The organism is Kosakonia sp. SMBL-WEM22, assembly GCF_014490785.1.
GTDB lineage: Bacteria > Pseudomonadota > Gammaproteobacteria > Enterobacterales > Enterobacteriaceae > Kosakonia.
This window is the reverse complement of sequence record NZ_CP051488.1, coordinates 3,588,868-3,606,527: the sequence shown is the minus strand read 5'-3', so window position 1 is coordinate 3,606,527 and position 17,660 is coordinate 3,588,868. Positions and strand designations below refer to the sequence as shown.

The 17,660-nt window shown below is 58.0% G+C and carries 18 protein-coding genes; 10 read left to right on the top strand and 8 right to left on the bottom strand.

Annotated features, from left to right (window positions below):
* Window positions 1-169: 169 nt before the first annotated feature.
* Both purN and purM read right to left on the bottom strand, forming a co-directional pair.
* On the bottom strand, window positions 170-811 hold the full coding sequence (gene purN, locus HF650_RS17295) for a phosphoribosylglycinamide formyltransferase (RefSeq protein WP_187799663.1): 642 nt from the start codon (window positions 809-811) through the stop codon (window positions 170-172).
* A complete protein-coding gene (gene purM / locus HF650_RS17290) occupies window positions 808-1,845 on the bottom strand; it encodes a phosphoribosylformylglycinamidine cyclo-ligase (RefSeq protein ID WP_187799662.1) in 1,038 nt (345 codons plus the stop codon). The genes purN and purM overlap by 4 nt, the downstream gene beginning before the upstream one ends.
* A gap of 234 nt (window positions 1,846-2,079) precedes the next feature.
* On the opposite strand from purM, the gene upp reads away from it, so the two are divergent.
* The 3 genes from upp to HF650_RS17275 all read left to right on the top strand — a co-directional run bounded on the left by upp (window position 2,080) and on the right by HF650_RS17275 (window position 4,907).
* Window positions 2,080-2,706 carry a uracil phosphoribosyltransferase gene (gene upp, locus HF650_RS17285; protein WP_124967622.1) on the top strand — a complete coding sequence of 209 codons (627 nt, stop codon included), beginning with the start codon at window positions 2,080-2,082 and terminating at the stop codon, window positions 2,704-2,706.
* A gap of 110 nt (window positions 2,707-2,816) precedes the next feature.
* Complete coding sequence (uraA, locus tag HF650_RS17280; protein WP_187799661.1) at window positions 2,817-4,106, top strand: uracil permease; 1,290 nt, start codon at window positions 2,817-2,819, stop codon at window positions 4,104-4,106.
* 99 nt (window positions 4,107-4,205) lie between these two features.
* A complete protein-coding gene (locus HF650_RS17275) occupies window positions 4,206-4,907 on the top strand; it encodes a DnaA inactivator Hda (RefSeq protein ID WP_187802734.1) in 702 nt (233 codons plus the stop codon).
* Between the two features lie 463 nt (window positions 4,908-5,370).
* Here HF650_RS17275 and arsC read toward each other — a convergent pair whose 3' ends face one another.
* Both arsC and bepA read right to left on the bottom strand, forming a co-directional pair.
* Window positions 5,371-5,730, bottom strand: coding sequence for an arsenate reductase (glutaredoxin) (gene arsC, locus HF650_RS17270; RefSeq protein ID WP_187799660.1), 360 nt, complete (start codon window positions 5,728-5,730; stop codon window positions 5,371-5,373).
* A 12-nt stretch (window positions 5,731-5,742) separates the two neighbouring features.
* A complete protein-coding gene (bepA, locus tag HF650_RS17265) occupies window positions 5,743-7,206 on the bottom strand; it encodes a beta-barrel assembly-enhancing protease (protein WP_187799659.1) in 1,464 nt (487 codons plus the stop codon).
* Window positions 7,207-7,420: 214 nt separating this feature from the next.
* On the opposite strand from bepA, the gene HF650_RS17260 reads away from it, so the two are divergent.
* Window positions 7,421-8,497, top strand: a complete 1,077-nt coding sequence (locus HF650_RS17260) for an AI-2E family transporter (RefSeq protein ID WP_187799658.1) — start codon at window positions 7,421-7,423, stop codon at window positions 8,495-8,497.
* Window positions 8,498-8,560: 63 nt separating this feature from the next.
* Here the strand turns inward: HF650_RS17260 and bcp are convergent, their stop codons facing one another.
* Together bcp and HF650_RS17250 are read right to left on the bottom strand one after the other, a co-directional pair.
* Window positions 8,561-9,031, bottom strand: a complete 471-nt coding sequence (gene bcp / locus HF650_RS17255) for a thioredoxin-dependent thiol peroxidase (protein WP_023481155.1) — start codon at window positions 9,029-9,031, stop codon at window positions 8,561-8,563.
* Window positions 9,028-9,603 (bottom strand): glycine cleavage system transcriptional repressor, encoded by a 576-nt coding sequence (locus HF650_RS17250; RefSeq protein ID WP_223284194.1) that lies wholly within the window; start codon window positions 9,601-9,603, stop codon window positions 9,028-9,030. The genes bcp and HF650_RS17250 overlap by 4 nt, the downstream gene beginning before the upstream one ends.
* Window positions 9,604-9,748: 145 nt before the next feature.
* Here HF650_RS17250 and dapA point away from each other — a divergent pair, with 145 nt between their 5' ends.
* The 6 genes from dapA (at window position 9,749) to ypfH (ending at window position 16,284) form a co-directional block, all read left to right on the top strand.
* Entirely contained in the window at window positions 9,749-10,627 is an 879-nt protein-coding gene (gene dapA, locus HF650_RS17245; RefSeq protein ID WP_023481177.1) for a 4-hydroxy-tetrahydrodipicolinate synthase, read from the top strand.
* Window positions 10,628-10,643: 16 nt separating this feature from the next.
* Window positions 10,644-11,678, top strand: coding sequence for an outer membrane protein assembly factor BamC (bamC, locus tag HF650_RS17240; protein ID WP_187799657.1), 1,035 nt, complete (start codon window positions 10,644-10,646; stop codon window positions 11,676-11,678).
* 107 nt (window positions 11,679-11,785) lie between these two features.
* Window positions 11,786-12,499 (top strand): phosphoribosylaminoimidazolesuccinocarboxamide synthase, encoded by a 714-nt coding sequence (gene purC, locus HF650_RS17235; protein WP_187799656.1) that lies wholly within the window; start codon window positions 11,786-11,788, stop codon window positions 12,497-12,499.
* Between the two features lie 135 nt (window positions 12,500-12,634).
* Window positions 12,635-13,501, top strand: a complete 867-nt coding sequence (locus tag HF650_RS17230) for a neutral zinc metallopeptidase (RefSeq protein ID WP_187799655.1) — start codon at window positions 12,635-12,637, stop codon at window positions 13,499-13,501.
* Between the two features lie 9 nt (window positions 13,502-13,510).
* Window positions 13,511-15,508, top strand: coding sequence for a GNAT family N-acetyltransferase (locus tag HF650_RS17225; RefSeq protein ID WP_187799654.1), 1,998 nt, complete (start codon window positions 13,511-13,513; stop codon window positions 15,506-15,508).
* 77 nt (window positions 15,509-15,585) lie between these two features.
* Complete coding sequence (ypfH, locus tag HF650_RS17220) at window positions 15,586-16,284, top strand: esterase (RefSeq protein WP_187799653.1); 699 nt, start codon at window positions 15,586-15,588, stop codon at window positions 16,282-16,284.
* A gap of 29 nt (window positions 16,285-16,313) precedes the next feature.
* Here ypfH and HF650_RS17215 read toward each other — a convergent pair whose 3' ends face one another.
* Together HF650_RS17215 and dapE are read right to left on the bottom strand one after the other, a co-directional pair.
* Window positions 16,314-16,514, bottom strand: coding sequence for a YpfN family protein (locus tag HF650_RS17215; RefSeq protein ID WP_187799652.1), 201 nt, complete (start codon window positions 16,512-16,514; stop codon window positions 16,314-16,316).
* Window positions 16,515-16,530: 16 nt separating this feature from the next.
* Window positions 16,531-17,658: a succinyl-diaminopimelate desuccinylase gene (gene dapE / locus HF650_RS17210; RefSeq protein ID WP_076770255.1), complete on the bottom strand. Its 1,128-nt coding sequence runs from the start codon at window positions 17,656-17,658 to the stop codon at window positions 16,531-16,533.
* Window positions 17,659-17,660: the final 2 nt, after the last annotated feature.

Sequence of the window (17,660 nt, the reverse complement as noted above, 5' to 3'; positions counted from 1 at the left end):
TAGCAGATGTCCAACTGTGGCAAAAAAGTATGACAGTAATCAGTTTTATTGCTTAACGTGATGAAAAATAGTGCGGAGTGGTGAGAAGGGGAGTGTGCCGGAGGCGGTTTCGTCTCTCCGGCACGGAAAATAGCCAGCCCGCGTAAACCGCTGCCGGTGAATAGGGCAATTATTCGTCCGCTGCATACCCTTCGGGTGGTAAACGCAGGCCATCAAGCCAGGCACCGCCGTCCTGCATGGTCAGGCGACCTTCGATAAACCAGCTCACCACCAGCGGGTAGATTGCATGCTCCTGCGCCTGCACGCGGGCGGTAATATCCTCTTCGCTATCACCCGCAAACACCGGCACTTTCGCCTGCAAAATCACCGGGCCGCCATCCAGTTCGTCAGTGACAAAGTGCACGCTGGTGCCATGCTCTTCATCGCCGTTTTCCAGCACCTGGCGGTGGGTATGCAAACCGGGATATTTCGGTAACAGGGAGGGGTGGATATTGAGCAGGCGACCGGCGTAGTGGGCGACAAATGCCGGGCTGAGAATGCGCATATAACCCGCCAGCACCACGAGATCCGGCGCGTAAGCGTCAATCTCCTGCATCAATTCACGATCGAAGGCGTCGCGGTTGGCAAACTGATCTGCGCTCAGCGCATGGGCGGGAATATTCGCTTCCCGCGCACGCTGAAGGCCGAACGCGTCGGCCTTGTTGCTGAAAACTGCCCGCAGGGTGCCATTGATTCTCTTCTGTTTACAGGCGTCGATAATTGCCTGCAAATTACTGCCGTTGCCGGAAATCAGCACCACAATGTTTTTCATTCAATGACCACACGCTCGCTGGAATCGGAAGCTTTGATCATACCGATTTTCCATGCTTTTTCACCTTTGGCATTCATCAGCTCAATGGCTTTATCCACTTCCTGCGCGGGCAGGGCGATCACCATGCCGACGCCGCAGTTAAAGGTGCGGTACATTTCGTGACGGCTGACGTTACCGGCGCTCTGCAGCCAGTCAAACACCGCCGGCCACTGCCAGGAGGATTCGTCGATAACGGCCTGGGTGTTATCCGGCAGTACGCGCGGAATATTCTCCCAGAAACCGCCGCCAGTGAGGTGCGCAACGGCATGAACCTCAACCTTTTCAATCAGCTCCAGCACGGATTTGACGTAAATACGCGTCGGCTCCAGCAGATGATCGGCCAGGGATTTTCCTTCCAGCTGCGTGGTCAGCGGATCGGCGCCACTCACTTCGAGCACTTTGCGCACCAGCGAGTAGCCGTTGGAGTGCGGGCCGCTGGAACCCAGGGCAACCAGCACATCGCCGTCGGCGACTTTGCTACCGTCGATAATCTCTGATTTTTCTACTACGCCGACGCAGAAACCGGCCACATCGTAGTCGTCGCCGTGATACATGCCCGGCATCTCTGCCGTTTCGCCGCCGACCAGCGCGCAGCCGGACTGCAAACACCCTTCGGCGATACCGTTGATCACGCTGGCTGCAGTATCAACATCCAGCTTGCCGGTGGCGTAGTAGTCGAGAAAGAAGAGGGGCTCTGCGCCTTGTACCACCAGATCGTTAACGCACATCGCCACCAGGTCGACACCGATGGTGTCGTGACGTTTCAGATCCATCGCCAGACGCAGCTTGGTGCCTACGCCATCAGTGCCGGAAACCAGAACTGGCTCACGATATTTTTGCGGCAACGCGCACAGCGCGCCGAAGCCGCCCAGCCCGCCCATCACTTCCGGGCGACGGGTCTTCTTCACCACGCCTTTGATTCGGTCTACCAGAGCATTGCCCGCGTCGATATCGACACCGGCATCTTTATAGCTGAGAGAGGTTTTATCGGTCACTGCTTCTGTCCCCACGCGTTTTCTAGCGGTAGCAATAAAAATTCGGCGCAATTCTAACAGCCAAGGCAAACGTTTGCGAGTCCATTGTTGCAGGGCGCGGTCGATTATTGTTTTATACTCATCTCCAGCCGAATTGATCGCGATCAAGCGGCTGCCTGTAGCGAAACGGGAAAAAAGCGGTATAATCCGGCGATTTTTTTTGTGGTTGCCACCTGTCAGCGGAAGGAGAAGAGTATGAAGGTCGTGGAAGTAAAACACCCACTCGTCAAACACAAGCTGGGCCTGATGCGAGAGAACGACATCAGCACCAAACGCTTTCGTGAACTCGCCTCAGAAGTAGGCAGCCTGCTGACTTATGAAGCTACTGCGGATCTGGAAACCGAGAAGGTGACTATCGAAGGCTGGAACGGCCCGGTAGAGATCGACCAGATCAAGGGTAAGAAAATTACCGTGGTGCCGATCCTGCGCGCCGGTCTGGGGATGATGGAAGGTGTGCTGGAGCACGTGCCAAGCGCGCGCATCAGCGTTGTTGGTATCTACCGCAACGAAGAGACACTGGAGCCGGTGCCTTACTTCCAGAAACTGGTATCGAACATCGACGAGCGTATGGCGCTGGTGGTTGACCCGATGCTGGCGACCGGCGGTTCCATGATCGCCACCATCGATCTGCTGAAAAACGCTGGTTGCACCAGTATCAAGGTGCTGGTGCTGGTGGCCGCGCCGGAAGGCGTCGCGGCGCTGGAGAAAGCGCACCCGGATGTCGAACTCTACACCGCTTCTATCGACCAGGGGCTTAACGAGCAGGGGTACATCATCCCGGGGCTCGGCGATGCCGGCGATAAGATTTTTGGTACGAAGTAACTGACAACACAATGAAAGCCGACTTTGATAGTCGGCTTTTTTTTGGGAAACAAAACACTGCCCGCCGCACCGGACGGGGAGATTAACAACAACACTCAGAGGAAAACACTATGACGCGCCGTGCTATCGGGGTGAGTGAAAGACCGCCGCTTTTGCAGACGATCCCGCTTAGTTTGCAGCACTTGTTCGCCATGTTTGGCGCAACCGTGCTGGTGCCAATCCTGTTTCATATCAACCCGGCCACCGTGCTGCTGTTCAACGGTGTCGGAACGCTGCTCTATATCTTTATCTGCAAGGGGAAAATCCCTGCTTACCTCGGCTCCAGCTTCGCCTTTATCTCGCCGGTGCTGCTGCTGTTGCCGCTGGGCTATGAAGTGGCGCTGGGCGGCTTCATTATGTGCGGCGTGCTCTTCTGCCTGGTGGCGCTGATTGTAAAAAAAGCGGGCACCGGCTGGCTGGATGTAATGTTCCCGCCTGCAGCGATGGGCGCCATTGTGGCGGTGATCGGGCTCGAGTTAGCGGGCGTGGCGGCGAATATGGCTGGCCTGCTGCCGCCGGACGGGCAGAGCGCCGACAGTAAAACCATCACCATTTCGCTGGTAACGCTGGCGGTCACGGTCTTTGGTTCGGTGCTGTTCCGCGGTTTTCTGGCAATTATCCCGATTTTGATCGGCGTGCTGGCGGGCTATGCGCTCTCCTTCGCCATGGGCGTTGTCGATACCACACCTATCGCCCAGGCACACTGGTTCGCGCTGCCAACGTTCTACACGCCGCGCTTTGAGTGGTTCGCGATCTTCACTATTCTGCCGGCGGCGCTGGTGGTAATTGCCGAGCACGTCGGGCATCTGGTGGTGACGGCCAATATCGTCAAACGCGATCTGATCCGCGACCCTGGCCTGCACCGTTCGATGTTCGCTAACGGCCTGTCGACGATGATCTCCGGCTTCTTCGGCTCCACGCCGAATACCACTTACGGTGAAAATATTGGCGTGATGGCGATCACCCGCGTCTACAGCACCTGGGTGATTGGCGGGGCGGCGATTATCGCCATTCTGCTCTCCTGCGTCGGCAAACTGGCGGCGGCGATCCAGATCATTCCGGTACCGGTGATGGGCGGCGTGTCGCTGCTGCTCTACGGGGTGATTGGGGCATCGGGGATCCGCGTGCTGATCGAGTCGAAAGTGGACTACAGCAAAGCGCAAAACCTGATCCTCACGTCGGTGATCCTGATTATTGGCGTCAGCGGCGCGAAGGTACATATCGGCGCGGCAGAGCTGAAAGGTATGGCGCTGGCGACCATTGTCGGCGTTGGCCTGAGCCTGATTTTCAAGCTGATTAGCGTGCTGCGCCCGGAAGAGGTGGTGCTGGATGCCTCCGAAAATGAGCAGGCGAAACCGTAACTCGCGCACAGAATTGCACCGGGCCTCGCGCCCGGTTCAAACGGCGTCGATTTTTATGATAGACTCACTGCGTTTTTTGTAAGCCCTGTTGAGGTACCTCTGAACACGCCGGCACAGCTCTCCCTGCCATTATTTTTACCCGATGATGAAACCTTTGCGAGTTTCTGGCCGGGTGATAACCCCTCCTTACTGGCGGCGTTACAAAACGTTCTGCGCGAGGCGCACAGCGGTTACATCTATTTCTGGTCGCGCGAAGGCGCGGGGCGAAGCCATCTGTTGCATGCCGCCTGCGCCGAACTCTCTCAGCGCGGCGATGCCGTGGGCTATGTGCCGCTCGATAAACGCACCTGGTTCGTGCCGGACGTGCTGGAAGGGATGGAGCACCTCTCGCTGGTCTGCATCGATAATATCGAGTGCATTGCCGGCGATGAGCCGTGGGAGATGGCGATCTTTAACCTCTACAACCGCATTCTGGAGCAGGGCAAAACCCGCCTGCTGATCACCGGTGATCGGCCGCCGCGCCAGCTCAATCTCGGCCTGCCGGATCTGGCTTCGCGTCTCGACTGGGGGCAGATCTACAAGCTGCAGCCGCTCTCCGATGAGGACAAATTGCAAGCATTGCAGCTGCGTGCGCGCATTCGCGGCTTTGAGTTGCCGGAAGACGTGGGCCGATTTCTGCTAAAAAGATTGGATCGCGAGATGCGCACGCTGTTCGACACCCTCGATCAACTGGATCGCGCCTCCATTACCGCCCAGCGCAAGCTCACCATCCCGTTTGTGAAAGATATTCTGCAGCTGTAGGTCTTTGGGTTTAACCGACCAAAATGTGCTTGCGGTTTGCTGCCCATGCCGGATGGCGGCGTGCCGCCTTATCCGGCCTACAAAGGCTTATGGTGCGTTATGGCTTATGGTCTGCTGTGTAGGCCGGATAAGCGTGAGCGCCATCCGGCAATGCTTTGTGGCTGCTTCTGCCGGATGGCGGCGTGCCGCCTTATCCGGCCTACAAAGGCTTATGGTGCACTATGGCTTATGGTCTGCTGCGTAGGCCGGATAAGCGTGAGCGCCATCCGGCAATGCTTTGTGGCTGCTTCTGCCGGATGGCGGCGTGCCGCCTTATCCGGCCTACAAAGGCTTATGGTGCTCGATGGCTTATGGTCTGCTGCGTAGGCCGGATAAGCGTGAGCGCCATCCGGCAATGCTTTGTGGCTGCTTCTGCCGGATAGCGGCGTATCGCCTTATCCGGCCTACAAGATGTCATCCGCTGTTAGCGCAAGATCTTCAGCACGCTTTCCGGCGGTCGGCCGATTCGCGCTTGACCATTAGCGACCACGATGGGGCGCTCGATCAGTTTCGGGTTCTCCACCATCGCCTGCAGCAGCGCCGCTTCGGATAACGTGCTGTCGCCGAGGTTGAGCGCTTTATAGAGATCCTCTTTCGTGCGCATCAACTCCCGCGCGCTCGACATGCCAAGCCACTGCAACAGCTGTTGGATCGTTGCCGCATCCGGCGGCGTCTCAAGGTAGAGCACCACCTCCGGTTCAACGCCGTTGGCCTGCAGCAGGCTCAGGGTCTCACGGCTCTTGGAGCAGCGGGGGTTATGGTAGATTTTTACCGCGTTTGACATTTTTTCTCCTGATTACATCTTTTCATACGGGCGGAAGCGCTGCTGCATCTGGCGCAGCTGGTCGATTCGCGCGTCATAGCGTGCCTGTTGCAGGCTGCCGAGCTTTACCTGCGCGCTGGCACTACTCAGCAGTGTGATCGCCTGGTCGAGCCTGCCGATCAGTGCCTGGCCTTCTGCGCGTGCCGCCAGCTCCTGATCGCGGTTGCCGAGCGCCGCTTCTGTTTGCGCCAGCAGATCCCAGCCGTTGATATCGTCTTTATTGGTGAAGGTGTAGCGGTTGAGGATCTGCGCGGCCTGCGCCGGCTGACCGCCCTGTAAGTAAGCGTTCGCCAGGTTGAGTTGCAGCACTGGGTTGTTCTTCAGCCCGCTTGCACCACTCAGGCGTTTAATCGCCTCGCCGCTTTTATTCAGGCCAAGATCGATATCCGTCGCCAGATCGAGATACCAGGCGTTGTTCGCATCCGCGCTCAGCAGCGGCTGCAACAGCTTCTGCGCGCCGGCAAAATCTTTCGCCTCCATCGCTTTCAGCGCCCGACCATACTGCGCCGCGCGCTGCTCGCGCACGTTGCCTTTTGCCCAGCTGTCGAGCAGATCGTCGGTCAGTTGGTTACGTCCAGAGTTATACATGCCCAGGGTGCGGGCCTTTGCCATATAGAACGACTCAGAGGATTGCACCACCACCGGGCGCATCTGGTTGGCGCGGTTACGGGCATCAGACAGGCGGCTCTCCGGCAGGGGGTGCGTCAGCAAAATTTCCGGCGGACGGCTGGAGTAGCGTGACTGATCGAGCAATTTTTCCAGGAAGGTCGGCATCGCCTGCGGGTCAAAACCGGCACGTTGCAGCACCTGAATGCCAATGCGATCCGCCTCCTGCTCATTCTGCTGTGTAAAGCTGATCATTCCTTGTCGCGTGCCGGCCAGCGTGCCGGTCAGCGCCGCCATTCCCGCCTGCGGGTTGGCCATCGCCAGCAAAATCGACCCCAGCGCGCCTGCCCAGGTGAGCGGTGCGCTGCTTTTCTGATCTTCCATTGCGCGGGCAAGGTGGCGCTGGGTAACGTGCGAAATTTCGTGCGCCATGACCGAGGCAAGCTGGCTCTCATTATCCGTGTACCGGAAGAGGGCAGAGTGCAGCACCACGTTGCCGCCAAAGAAGGCGAAGGCGTTAATTTCGTCGTTATTCACCAGGTAGAAGTGGAAAGGCGTTTTCACTGAGTAGGCATGCGCCACTAGCCGCATACCAAGAGAATTGATGTACTGCACCAGCAGCGGATCGTTAATTAACGGCGCGCTGCCGCGCAGCTGGCGCACATAGAAGTCGCCCATCTGCATCTCCTGGCCAATGGAGAGCGTGCTGCCAGCCGAGGTGCCCATATCCGGCAGGCTGTCTGCCGAGTCTGCAAAAACCGGCGCAGCCTGGCCTGCGGTAAGGGCGGCGATAAGGGTTGCGACCAGCGTTCGTTTCAACTGCCTGAACATAACCTCTTTCCTGTGTTGGAGGTGACACAACGATATCCGGGTTCCATTCGGCTTACCCGCCCTGCGAGTGTAGCCGCGTTAATGGTCGTTGAAAATCTTATTCACGGCAATGATATGTTTCCCGCAAAGGGAACGAAAAGCGAAGTCTTTTTTATGACATTTCGATAAACTTCCCGTTCTGAACGTCCGCCAGTGAGGCGAAATAAGGAACGTTATGCTCGAAATGTTGACGCAGTGGTATCGCCGTCGCTTCAGCGACCCCGAAGCGATTGCCCTGCTGGTTATCCTGCTTGCCGGTTTTACCATTCTCTTCTTCTTTAGCGGCCTGCTCGCGCCGCTGCTTGTGGCGCTGGTGATCGCCTATCTGCTGGAGTGGCCAACGGCCCGCCTGCAGCGCATTGGCTGTTCACGCAGCTGGGCGGCAAGCATCGTGCTGGTGCTGTTTGTTGGCATTCTGCTGGTGATGGCCTTTGTGGTGATGCCGATCGCCTGGCAGCAGGGCATCAACCTGATCCGCGATATGCCTGGCATGTTAAACAAGCTCTCCGGTTTTGCCGCCACCCTGCCGCGCCGTTATCCCGCGCTGATGGATGCGGGCATCATTGATGCGATGGCTGAGAATATGCGCGCGCGTATGCTCTCAATGGGTGACTCGGTGGTGAAATACTCCCTCGCTTCGCTGGTGGGGCTGCTTACTCTTGCGGTCTATCTCGTGCTGGTGCCGCTGATGGTCTTTTTCCTGGTAAAAGATAAAGAACAGATGCTCAACGCCGTGCGCCGGGTGCTGCCGCGCAACCGCGGGCTGGCAGGCCAGGTATGGAAAGAGATGAATCAGCAGATCACCAACTATATTCGCGGCAAAGTGCTGGAGATGGTGGTGGTCGGCGTGGCGACCTGGATTGGCTTCATTCTCTTTGGCCTCAACTACTCGCTGCTGTTGGCGGTGTTGGTGGGCTTCTCGGTGTTGATTCCCTATATCGGCGCGTTTGTGGTGACCATTCCGGTGGTTGGCGTGGCGCTGTTCCAGTTCGGGCTGGGCACTGAGTTCTGGAGCTGTTTTGCGGTCTATCTGATTATTCAGGGGCTGGATGGCAACCTGCTGGTGCCGGTGCTCTTCTCGGAAGCAGTCAACCTGCATCCGCTGGTGATTATCCTGTCGGTGGTGATTTTCGGCGGCCTGTGGGGCTTCTGGGGCGTCTTCTTCGCCATTCCGCTGGCGACCTTAATAAAAGCGGTGATCCACGCGTGGCCTGATTCGCTGGCTAGCGAAGATGAGGTGATCAGCGGATAACGCGAGAGTAAAGCTTAGGAGGGCGACCCTGACGGGTTGCCCGCAGCAGAAGAGGGGGGGCGTTTAGGCGTTCTCTTTTAACCAGTTCACGACGATATCGTGGTGATTACTGGTTTTAAAGTCATCAAACACATGTTCAATGGTGCCCGCGGCATCAATCAGAAAACTGATGCGGTGAATGCCGTCGTAAGTTTTCCCCATAAAGGTCTTCTCACCCCAGACGCCAAATTGCTGGCACACTTCATGGCTTTCATCGGACAGCAGGGTAAAGTTGAGCAGCTCTTTCTCGGCGAAGCGGGAGAGTTTTTCCGGTTTATCAGTGCTGATACCGAGAACTTCCACGCCTGCTTTTTTCAGCTCATCCATGTTATCGCGCAGGCCGCAGGCCTGGACGGTACAACCCGGTGTCATGGCTTTCGGGTAGAAATAGACCAGAACACGCTGTCCCTGGAAGTCGGCTAAATTTACTTGTTCACCGTCCTGATCGGGCAAGCTAAATTTCGGTGCGATATCACCGGCTTTCAGTGGATTCATTGCTTCACTCCATCCTGTTCATCATGCTGAGAATAGTTGACGACGTTTATACTGCCTTGCGCATTCAATTCTGTACAGAGCGCCCGAAACGCCTGCTCAATATTTGATGCGTCCCGCGACGCGGGGCTGTGGGCGGTAATCTGAATAAAGAGTTGCGGAACACCATCGGCGCTGGCGGGCTGAGTGCGGGAGACCAGCTCGGCAATATTCATCTCGTGAGCATCGAATAACGCCGTAAAGCGTTCAATCAAATGGGGAGAATCCGGTACGTCAACCTGCACCCAAACGGTGGCGGGCATATCAGGACGCGGGCGAGCCTCGGTACGCTTCATCACAATCAACAGATCCAGTTCGGCGCCTTTCAGCGGCAGGGTCGATTCGATAAGGGTAATAGCGTTCCACGACCCTGAAAGCAGCATAATAAAGGTGAACTCTTCTCCCAGCATCGCCAGCCGGCTGTCTTCAATATTACAACCGTAGCTGCTGACATGGCGTGTGATCGTATTCACAATGCCAGGCCGGTCGGCCCCCAGCGCAGTGATAACCAAAAAGTGTTGTGGTGAGGTTGTCAAACCTGAGCTTCCTGTCAAACATGAGGTAATCATAAGGAAAGCATAAAAAAAACCGGCATACAACCGCCACAGACCGTCAGGTCTCTTGCTTTTCTTACGGCACCGCACGTACCATTGAGGCTCTTGTTTGCACAGAGGATGGCCCATGTTCACGGGAAGTATTGTTGCGCTTATTACGCCGATGGATTCGCAAGGTAAAGTCTGCCGGTCAAGCCTGAAGAAACTGATTGATTATCATGTCGCCAGTGGAACCTCGGCGATCGTTTCGGTAGGGACTACCGGCGAATCCGCAACCCTGAGCCACGACGAGCATGCTGATGTGGTTGAACTGACGGTTGAGCTGGCTGACGGGCGCATTCCTGTTATTGCCGGCACGGGCGCAAACGCCACCGCCGAAGCCATCAGCCTGACGCAGCGTTTCAATAACAGCGGCATCGTTGGCTGCCTCACCGTTACCCCCTATTACAACCGCCCGACGCAGGAAGGTCTGTTCCAGCACTTCAAAGCCATCGCCGAACATACTGACCTGCCGCAGATTCTGTATAATGTGCCGTCGCGCACTGGCTGCGATATGCTGCCGGAAACCGTGGGACGCCTGGCGGAAGTCAAAAATATTATCGGTATTAAAGAAGCGACCGGGAACTTAAGTCGTGTTCACCAGATCAAAGAGCTGGTTTCAGACGACTTTATCCTGCTGAGCGGCGACGACGCCACGGCGATGGACTTCATGCAGCTCGGCGGTCACGGTGTGATTTCCGTCACCACCAACGTGGCGGCGCGCGAAATGGCCGAGATGTGCAAACTGGCCGCTGAAGGGCAGTTTGCCGATGCCCGCGCGATTAACCAGCGTCTGATGCCGTTACACAACAAACTATTTGTCGAACCCAATCCGATCCCGGTCAAATGGGCATGTAAGGAGTTGGGACTTGTGGCAACCGATACGCTGCGTTTGCCGATGACACCGATTACCGACCACGGTCGTGAGGTGGTTCGTGCGGCGCTTAAGCATGCCGGTCTGCTGTAAAGTTTAGGGAGATTTGATGGCTTACTCAGTACAGAAGTCGCGCCTGGCGAAGGTAGCGAGTGTTTCACTTGTGATGTTGCTCGCCGCCTGCAATTCCGATTCACGTTACAAGCGTCAGGTCAGCGGGGACGAATCCTATCTGGATGCGACGCCGCTTGCTGAGCTTCATGCGCCCGCCGGGCTGATCCTGCCGGTGCAGACTGGGGACTACAATGTCCCTTCCGCCAGCGGCAGCGGTGCCGTTGGTAAAGCGCTGGACATTCGTCCGCCAGCACAGCCGCTGGCGCTGGTGACCGGTGCGCGTACCCAGTTCAACGGCGATACCGCCACGCTGATGGTAGAGAATGGTCGCGGCAATACCTTATGGCCGCAGGTTGTTAGCCTGATTCAGGCGAAAAACTTCACCATCGCCAAACGCGACGATGCCGCGCAGACCCTCACAACCGATTGGGTTGAGTGGAACCGTCAGGATGAAGATCAGCAGTATCGCGGTCGCTACCAAATCGCGGTGAAACCGCAGGGTTATCAGCAGGCGGTGGTCGTTAAACTGGTGAACCTTGAGCAGGCGGGTAAACCGGTAGGTGATACCGCATCGCTGCAGCGCTACAGCACCGAAATGCTGAACGTTATCTCCGCCGGCCTCGATAAAACCGCCACCGATGCGCAGAACGCCGCTGAGAAGCGCAGCGTGACCACGCTCGACGTGCAGAGCGGCGCGGATGATACCGGTCTGCCGATGCTGGTGGTGCGCGGTCCGTTCAACGTCGTCTGGCAGCGTCTGCCGAACGTGCTGGAGAAAGTGGGCATGAAAGTGACCGACAGCACCCGCTCTACTGGCAGCATGACTGTGACCTACAAGCCGCTCTCTGACAGCGACTGGCAGGCACTGGGCGCGCGCGATCCGGGTCTCAGCTCCGGCGATTATAAACTGCAGGTCGGCGACCTTGATAACCGCAGCAGCCTCCAGTTTATCGATCCGAAGGGCCACACCCTGACGCAATCCCAGAACGACGCGTTAGTCGCCGCCTTGCAGGCCGCGTTTAACCAGTAAGATCCAGGGCCGGAATACCTCCGGCCTTTTTTTATCAGCGTGACGCAAACGTGTGCGTCGGCGTAAGATAGTGCAATTAGCCTTGTAATCACACCTGGAGTAATAAAATGCAAAAGCAAGCTGAGTTGTATCGCGGCAAAGCGAAAACCGTCTACAGTACCGAAAACCCGGACCTGTTGGTGCTCGAATTCCGTAACGATACGTCAGCAGGGGATGGCGCGCGCATTGAGCAGTTTGATCGTAAAGGGATGGTGAACAACAAATTCAACCACTTCATTATGACCAAACTTGCCGAAGCCGGTATCCCAACCCAGATGGAAGCGCTGCTCTCGGATACCGAATGTCTGGTGAAAAAGCTGGATATGGTGCCGGTCGAGTGCGTGATCCGCAACCGCGCCGCGGGCTCGCTGGTGAAACGTCTGGGCATTGAAGAAGGCATTGAGCTTAATCCGCCGCTGTTTGACCTGTTTTTGAAAAACGACGCCATGCACGATCCGATGGTCAACGAATCTTACTGCGAAACCTTCGGCTGGGTGAATAAAGAGAACCTGGCGCGCATGAAGGAGCTCTCCTACAAAGCCAACGACGTGCTGAGCAAGCTGTTTGATGACGCAGGCCTGATCCTCGTCGATTTCAAACTGGAGTTTGGCCTCTTCAACGGCGAAGTGGTGCTGGGCGACGAGTTCTCCCCGGATGGCAGCCGCCTGTGGGACAAAGAGACGCTGGATAAAATGGACAAAGACCGCTTCCGCCAGAGCCTCGGTGGGCTGATCGAAGCCTATGAAGCCGTTGCACACCGTCTGGGCGTAAAACTGGACTGATTGCCTCCGTTCGGGTCTCAGCCAGAGGGTGCCCGCATCCTCTGGTTTTTTTACGTCTTTTTCCCAGTGGTAATCCTTCCCTAACCGCCTACGATCATATATACACAGAGTCCATTATTGGCATAGGGAGGCAGTATGCGCTGGCAAGGGCGACGAGAGAGTGACAACGTAGAAGACCGACGGAGCCAGTCGGGTGGCCCCTCAATGGGCGGCGGGGGTTTTCGCCTGCCGCGGGGCAAAGGCGGGTTAATCCTGCTGGTGATCGTGGTGGTAGCAAGTTATTACGGCGTGGATTTAACCGGCATGTTGACCGGACAACCCGTCAGCGCACCGTCGTCACAGCAGGCGGCGGTGAACCCGAAAGAGGATGAGGCCGCGCGCTTCTCCAGCGTGATTTTCGCCTCCACCGAAGATACCTGGGGGCAGCTGTTCCAGAAAATGGGGCGTCAATACCAGCAGCCAAAACTGGTGCTCTACCGCAATCAGTTCAACACCGGTTGCGGCATGGGGCAGTCAATTATGGGGCCGTTCTACTGCCCAGCAGACAGCAAGGTCTATATCGATCTCTCCTTCTATGATGAGATGAAAAACAAACTCGGTGCCGGTGGTGATTTTGCTCAGGGTTATGTGATTGCCCATGAAGTGGGCCATCATGTGCAAAAACTGCTCGGCACCGAGGCGAAAGTGCGTCAGCTGCAGCAGCACGCCAGCGAGAAAGAGGTCAATGCTCTCTCGGTACGCATGGAGTTGCAGGCTGACTGTTATGCCGGCGTCTGGGGCCACAGCATGCAGCAGCAGGGCGTGCTGGAAGAGGGCGATCTCGAAGAGGCGCTGAACGCGGCGCAGGCAATCGGCGATGACCGTTTGCAGCAGCGTAGCCAGGGGCGCGTGATCCCGGACAGCTTTACGCATGGCACCTCGGCGCAGCGCTACAGTTGGTTCAAACGCGGCATGGATAGCGGCGATCCGGCGCAGTGCGACACCTTTAGCGGGCGTCTGTAAGCCCTCACTATGCAATCGCTGGTAAACCTGAGCGCGCAGATGGCGCGGGAAGGGATCCGTCGCCTGCTGGTGCTCTCCGGCAGCGCGGCGTGGTGCGCCGATGAGGCAGGGAAGCTGCGCGACGCGCTCCCTGGCGACTGGCTTTGGGTGGGCGAAGCGGGCGACTGCTCGCCGCGCGCGCTAACGACGCTGCTCGGGCGTGAGTTCAGCCATGCGGTGTTTGATGCGCGCGACGGCTTCGATGTTGCCGCCTTTGCCGCCCTTAGCGGCACGCTAAAAGCGGGAAGCTGGCTGCTGCTGCTGGTTCCGCCGCTCGAGCGCTGGGCGCAGCAGCCAGACGCAGACAGCCGCCGCTGGAGCGACACCGCCGATCCCATCCCGACCCCGGTTTTTGTTGACCACTTTAGCCGCACCCTTTTTCACGACGGGCAGACGCTGCTCTGGCGTGAAGGCGACGCGCAACCTGTTGCTAATTTTCCCATTCGTGCTGAGTGGCATCCCGCCAACGGTGCGCCGCAGCGCGAACAAGCGGCGATCCTCGCCGAACTTGCTGCGATGCCACCCGGTGTGATGGTGGTCACCGCACCGCGCGGACGCGGTAAATCCGCGCTCGCCGGGATGCATATCGCAAGGCTAACTTCGCCAGCCGTTGTAACTGCGCCAACGCGCGCCGCCACTGACGTGCTTTCGCACTACGCGGGCGAAAAGTTCGATTTTATCGCCCCCGATGCGCTGGCGGAGCGGATAAACCAGCAGGGAAGCCAGCCTGGCTGGCTGATTGTCGATGAAGCCGCGGCTATCCCAGGCCCATTACTGCATACCCTTACCGCCGCGTTTAGCCATGTGCTATTAACCACCACGGTGCAGGGTTACGAAGGCACCGGACAGGGCTTTTTACTGAAGTTTTGCGCTGGTTTCCCACACTTACGCCACCGCGCGCTCTCCATGCCTCTGCGCTGGGCGGCGGGTTGCCCGCTTGAGCGCGCGGTGGCTGAACTGCTGCTGCTGGATGATGCTGTTGCGACGGATAAACCCAGCGGCGCGCTGACGGTCGCGCCGCTGCCTGCTAATGCCTGGCAGAGCCATCCTGCGCAGTCTGCGGCACTCTATCGCCTGCTGGCGAGCGCTCACTACCGCACCTCGCCGCTCGATCTGCGACGCATGATGGATGCGCCATGCCAGCACTTCTGGCTGGCGAAAAAAGCAGAGCATATTGTCGGCGCGCTCTGGCTGGTAGAGGAGGGCGGGCTGTCCCCCGAGCTAAGCCAGGCGGTATGGGCCGGTTTTCGCCGCCCGCGCGGCAACCTGGTGGCGCAATCACTCGCCGCGCACGGCGGCAGCCCGCTGGCCGCAACGCTGCGCGGGCGACGCATTAGTCGTATCGCCGTGCATCCTCACTGCCAGCGGGAAGGCATTGGTCGCGCGCTGGTGGCGCAGGCGCGTGACAGCGACTGCGATTATCTATCGGTCAGCTTTGGTTTTACCCAGGCGTTGTGGCACTTCTGGCAGCGCTGCGGCTTTAAGCTGGTGCGCCTTGGCAGCCAGCGAGAGGCGAGTAGCGGCTGCTTTACAGCGATGGCGCTGTTGCCGTTAAGTGAAGCCGGGCATGCGCTGGCGGCGCATGAACAGCAGCGTCTGGCACGCGATCTCCCGTGGCTTTCGCACTGGCAGGGGGAAAAGTTAGCCCTGCCCCCGGCCCAGGGGTCTACCCTTAATGATGAGGACTGGCTGGAGCTGGCCGGGTTTGCTTTTGCCCATCGCCCGCTCTCGGCCGCCACTGGCGCACTTTCTCGCCTGCTTGCGCAGAGCGATCTCGCGCTCCCGGCGCTGCGTGGCCAGCTTGTCCACTCTGAGCGCGAGGCGCAGCTCTGCGCGCGTTTAGGCTTGCCAGGGCGCAAAGCGCTACTGGCGCAGCAGCGCACCGAAGCCGCTCTGGCGCTGCGGGCAGGTGATGAAGTGCGTACAGAAACCCTGAAAAAGCAGGTGCAGGCCAGACAGTTTTTTTAACCATCTCCATCAGTTAAATGGCATTGTCACTCTTTTTGCCCGGCGTAGACTGCACCTGACACGTTAAGGAGATCCTGATGAAAGATGCCCATTTTGTTGTGCAACGCCCGACAAGCCCTGCGAAGCAACTGCTGCTGCTGTTTCACGGCGTCGGCGATAACCCGGTTTCAATGGGCGAGATTGGTCGCTGGTTCGCGCCAGCCTTTCCCGACGCGCTGATCGTCAGCATCGGCGGCGTTGAAGCGAGCGGTGCCGCACCGGGTCGCCAGTGGTTCTCCGTCGGCAATATCAGTGAAGAGAACCGCCAGCAGCGCGTCGATGCGGTGATGCCGCAGTTTATTGAGGCGGTGCGTTACTGGCAACAAAAGAGCGGTATCAGCCCGCTTGCCACGGCGCTGATCGGCTTTTCGCAGGGGGCGATTATGGCGCTGGAGGGGATCAAGGCGCAGCCGGATCTCGCCTCGCGCGTGATTGCCTTTAACGGTCGTTACGCCAGCCTGCCGCAGCGGGTTGCCACCACTAATACCATTCACCTGATCCACGGCGGCGACGATCCGGTGATCGATCTGGCGTGGGCGGTGAAGGCGGAAGAGGCGGTTGCGGCGTTAGGCGGCGATATCACGCTTGATATCGTTGAAGATCTGGGGCACGCCATTGACGATCGCAGCATGGCGCTGGCGCTGCATCATTTGCAGTACACCGTGCCGAAGCACTACTTTGATGAGGCGTTAAGCGGCGGCAAGCCGAACGATGATGACATCATTGAGCTGCTATAAAAGATTCACCCCCAAACGGGGGTGAAAGGTTACTTCTTCGGCTGGTCCTTATTCGGCCAGTCATCCTCGTCATCCCACTTATCGTTGAAATCACGATGCGGCGGCAGATCCGGCTTGTTGGCGAGAAACTTTTTATGATCGACGCGGCTAAGATCTTTGATCACGTTGATCAACACGCCGACTAAAAAAATCAGTACCAGAATCCACCAATATTTTGACAGCCAATCCATGCGAACCTCCAGCCAATCAGGCGATGAGTTGTTCCATAATGCGCTGGTACATCCGCGCCAGCAGTTGCAGATCTGCGGCGTTTACGCATTCGTTAATTTTGTGAATCGTTGCGTTCACCGGCCCAAGCTCGACAACCTGTGCGCCCATCCGCGCGATAAAGCGGCCATCGGAAGTGCCGCCGGTGGTCAACAACTGCGGTTTAATCTCATTATAGTGCTCAATGGCGTTAACCACCGCATCCACCAGCTTGCCGCGTCCGGTCAGGAACGGCTGGCCCGAGACCCACCACTCCACGGAGTAGCGCAGCTGATATTTCTCCAGCAGCGCCTGCACCTTTGCTTTAATCATCTCGTCCGTCAGTTCGGTACTGAAGCGGAAGTTGAACTGCACAAACAGCTCGCCGGGAATGACGTTATTGCTGCCGGTACCGGCCTGAACGTTGGCGATCTGCATACTGGTCGGCGGGAAATAGTCATTGCCGCGATCCCACTCGATGCCCACCAGCTCGGTTAACATCGGTACCGCGCGGTGAACCGGGTTGTCCGCCAGATGAGGATAGGCCACGTGCCCCTGCACGCCATGAATGGTCAGGTTGCAGGTCATGGAGCCGCGACGGCCATTTTTCACCACATCGCCCACCACTTCGGTGCTCGATGGCTCGCCCACCAGGCAGTAATCGAGACGTTCGTTGCGCGCCATCAGCGCTTCAACCACTTTCACCGTGCCGTTGGTGGCGCTGGCCTCTTCATCAGAGGTAATAAGAAAGGCGAGGCGGCCTCTGTGCTGCGGGTGCTGCGCCACGAAACGCTCGGCGGCAACCACCATCGCCGCCAGCGAGCCTTTCATATCCGCCGCGCCGCGACCAAACAGCAGGCCGTCACGAATGGTGGGTTCGAAAGGTGGGTTGATCCAGCGGTCGACGTCGCCTGCCGGGACAACATCCGTATGACCGGCAAACGCCAGCGTCTCTCCCTGGCCGCGCCATGCCCAGAAGTTCTGCGTGTCGCCAAAATCCATCGGCTCAACGGTGAAACCGATAGCGCGCAGGCGTTCAATCATCAGCGCCTGGCATCCCGCATCATCGGGACTCAGAGAAGGGCGACGAATAAGCTGCTGCGTCAGCTCAATAACCGGGCATGACATAA

Bases quoted from the DNA above. Each gene is read 5' to 3' on its own strand.
- purN (WP_187799663.1), bottom strand. From the start codon at position 811: ATGAAAAACATTGTGGTGCTGATTTCCGGCAACGGCAGTAATTTGCAG.
- upp (WP_124967622.1), top strand. From the start codon at position 2,080: ATGAAGGTCGTGGAAGTAAAACACCCACTCGTCAAACACAAGCTGGGC.
- uraA (WP_187799661.1), top strand. From the start codon at position 2,817: ATGACGCGCCGTGCTATCGGGGTGAGTGAAAGACCGCCGCTTTTGCAG.
- arsC (WP_187799660.1), bottom strand. From the start codon at position 5,730: ATGTCAAACGCGGTAAAAATCTACCATAACCCCCGCTGCTCCAAGAGC.
- bepA (WP_187799659.1), bottom strand. From the start codon at position 7,206: ATGTTCAGGCAGTTGAAACGAACGCTGGTCGCAACCCTTATCGCCGCC.
- HF650_RS17260 (WP_187799658.1), top strand. From the start codon at position 7,421: ATGCTCGAAATGTTGACGCAGTGGTATCGCCGTCGCTTCAGCGACCCC.
- bcp (WP_023481155.1), bottom strand. From the start codon at position 9,031: ATGAATCCACTGAAAGCCGGTGATATCGCACCGAAATTTAGCTTGCCC.
- dapA (WP_023481177.1), top strand. From the start codon at position 9,749: ATGTTCACGGGAAGTATTGTTGCGCTTATTACGCCGATGGATTCGCAA.
- bamC (WP_187799657.1), top strand. From the start codon at position 10,644: ATGGCTTACTCAGTACAGAAGTCGCGCCTGGCGAAGGTAGCGAGTGTT.
- purC (WP_187799656.1), top strand. From the start codon at position 11,786: ATGCAAAAGCAAGCTGAGTTGTATCGCGGCAAAGCGAAAACCGTCTAC.
- HF650_RS17230 (WP_187799655.1), top strand. From the start codon at position 12,635: ATGCGCTGGCAAGGGCGACGAGAGAGTGACAACGTAGAAGACCGACGG.
- HF650_RS17225 (WP_187799654.1), top strand. From the start codon at position 13,511: ATGCAATCGCTGGTAAACCTGAGCGCGCAGATGGCGCGGGAAGGGATC.
- ypfH (WP_187799653.1), top strand. From the start codon at position 15,586: ATGAAAGATGCCCATTTTGTTGTGCAACGCCCGACAAGCCCTGCGAAG.
- HF650_RS17215 (WP_187799652.1), bottom strand. From the start codon at position 16,514: ATGGATTGGCTGTCAAAATATTGGTGGATTCTGGTACTGATTTTTTTA.
- dapE (WP_076770255.1), bottom strand. From the start codon at position 17,658: ATGTCATGCCCGGTTATTGAGCTGACGCAGCAGCTTATTCGTCGCCCT.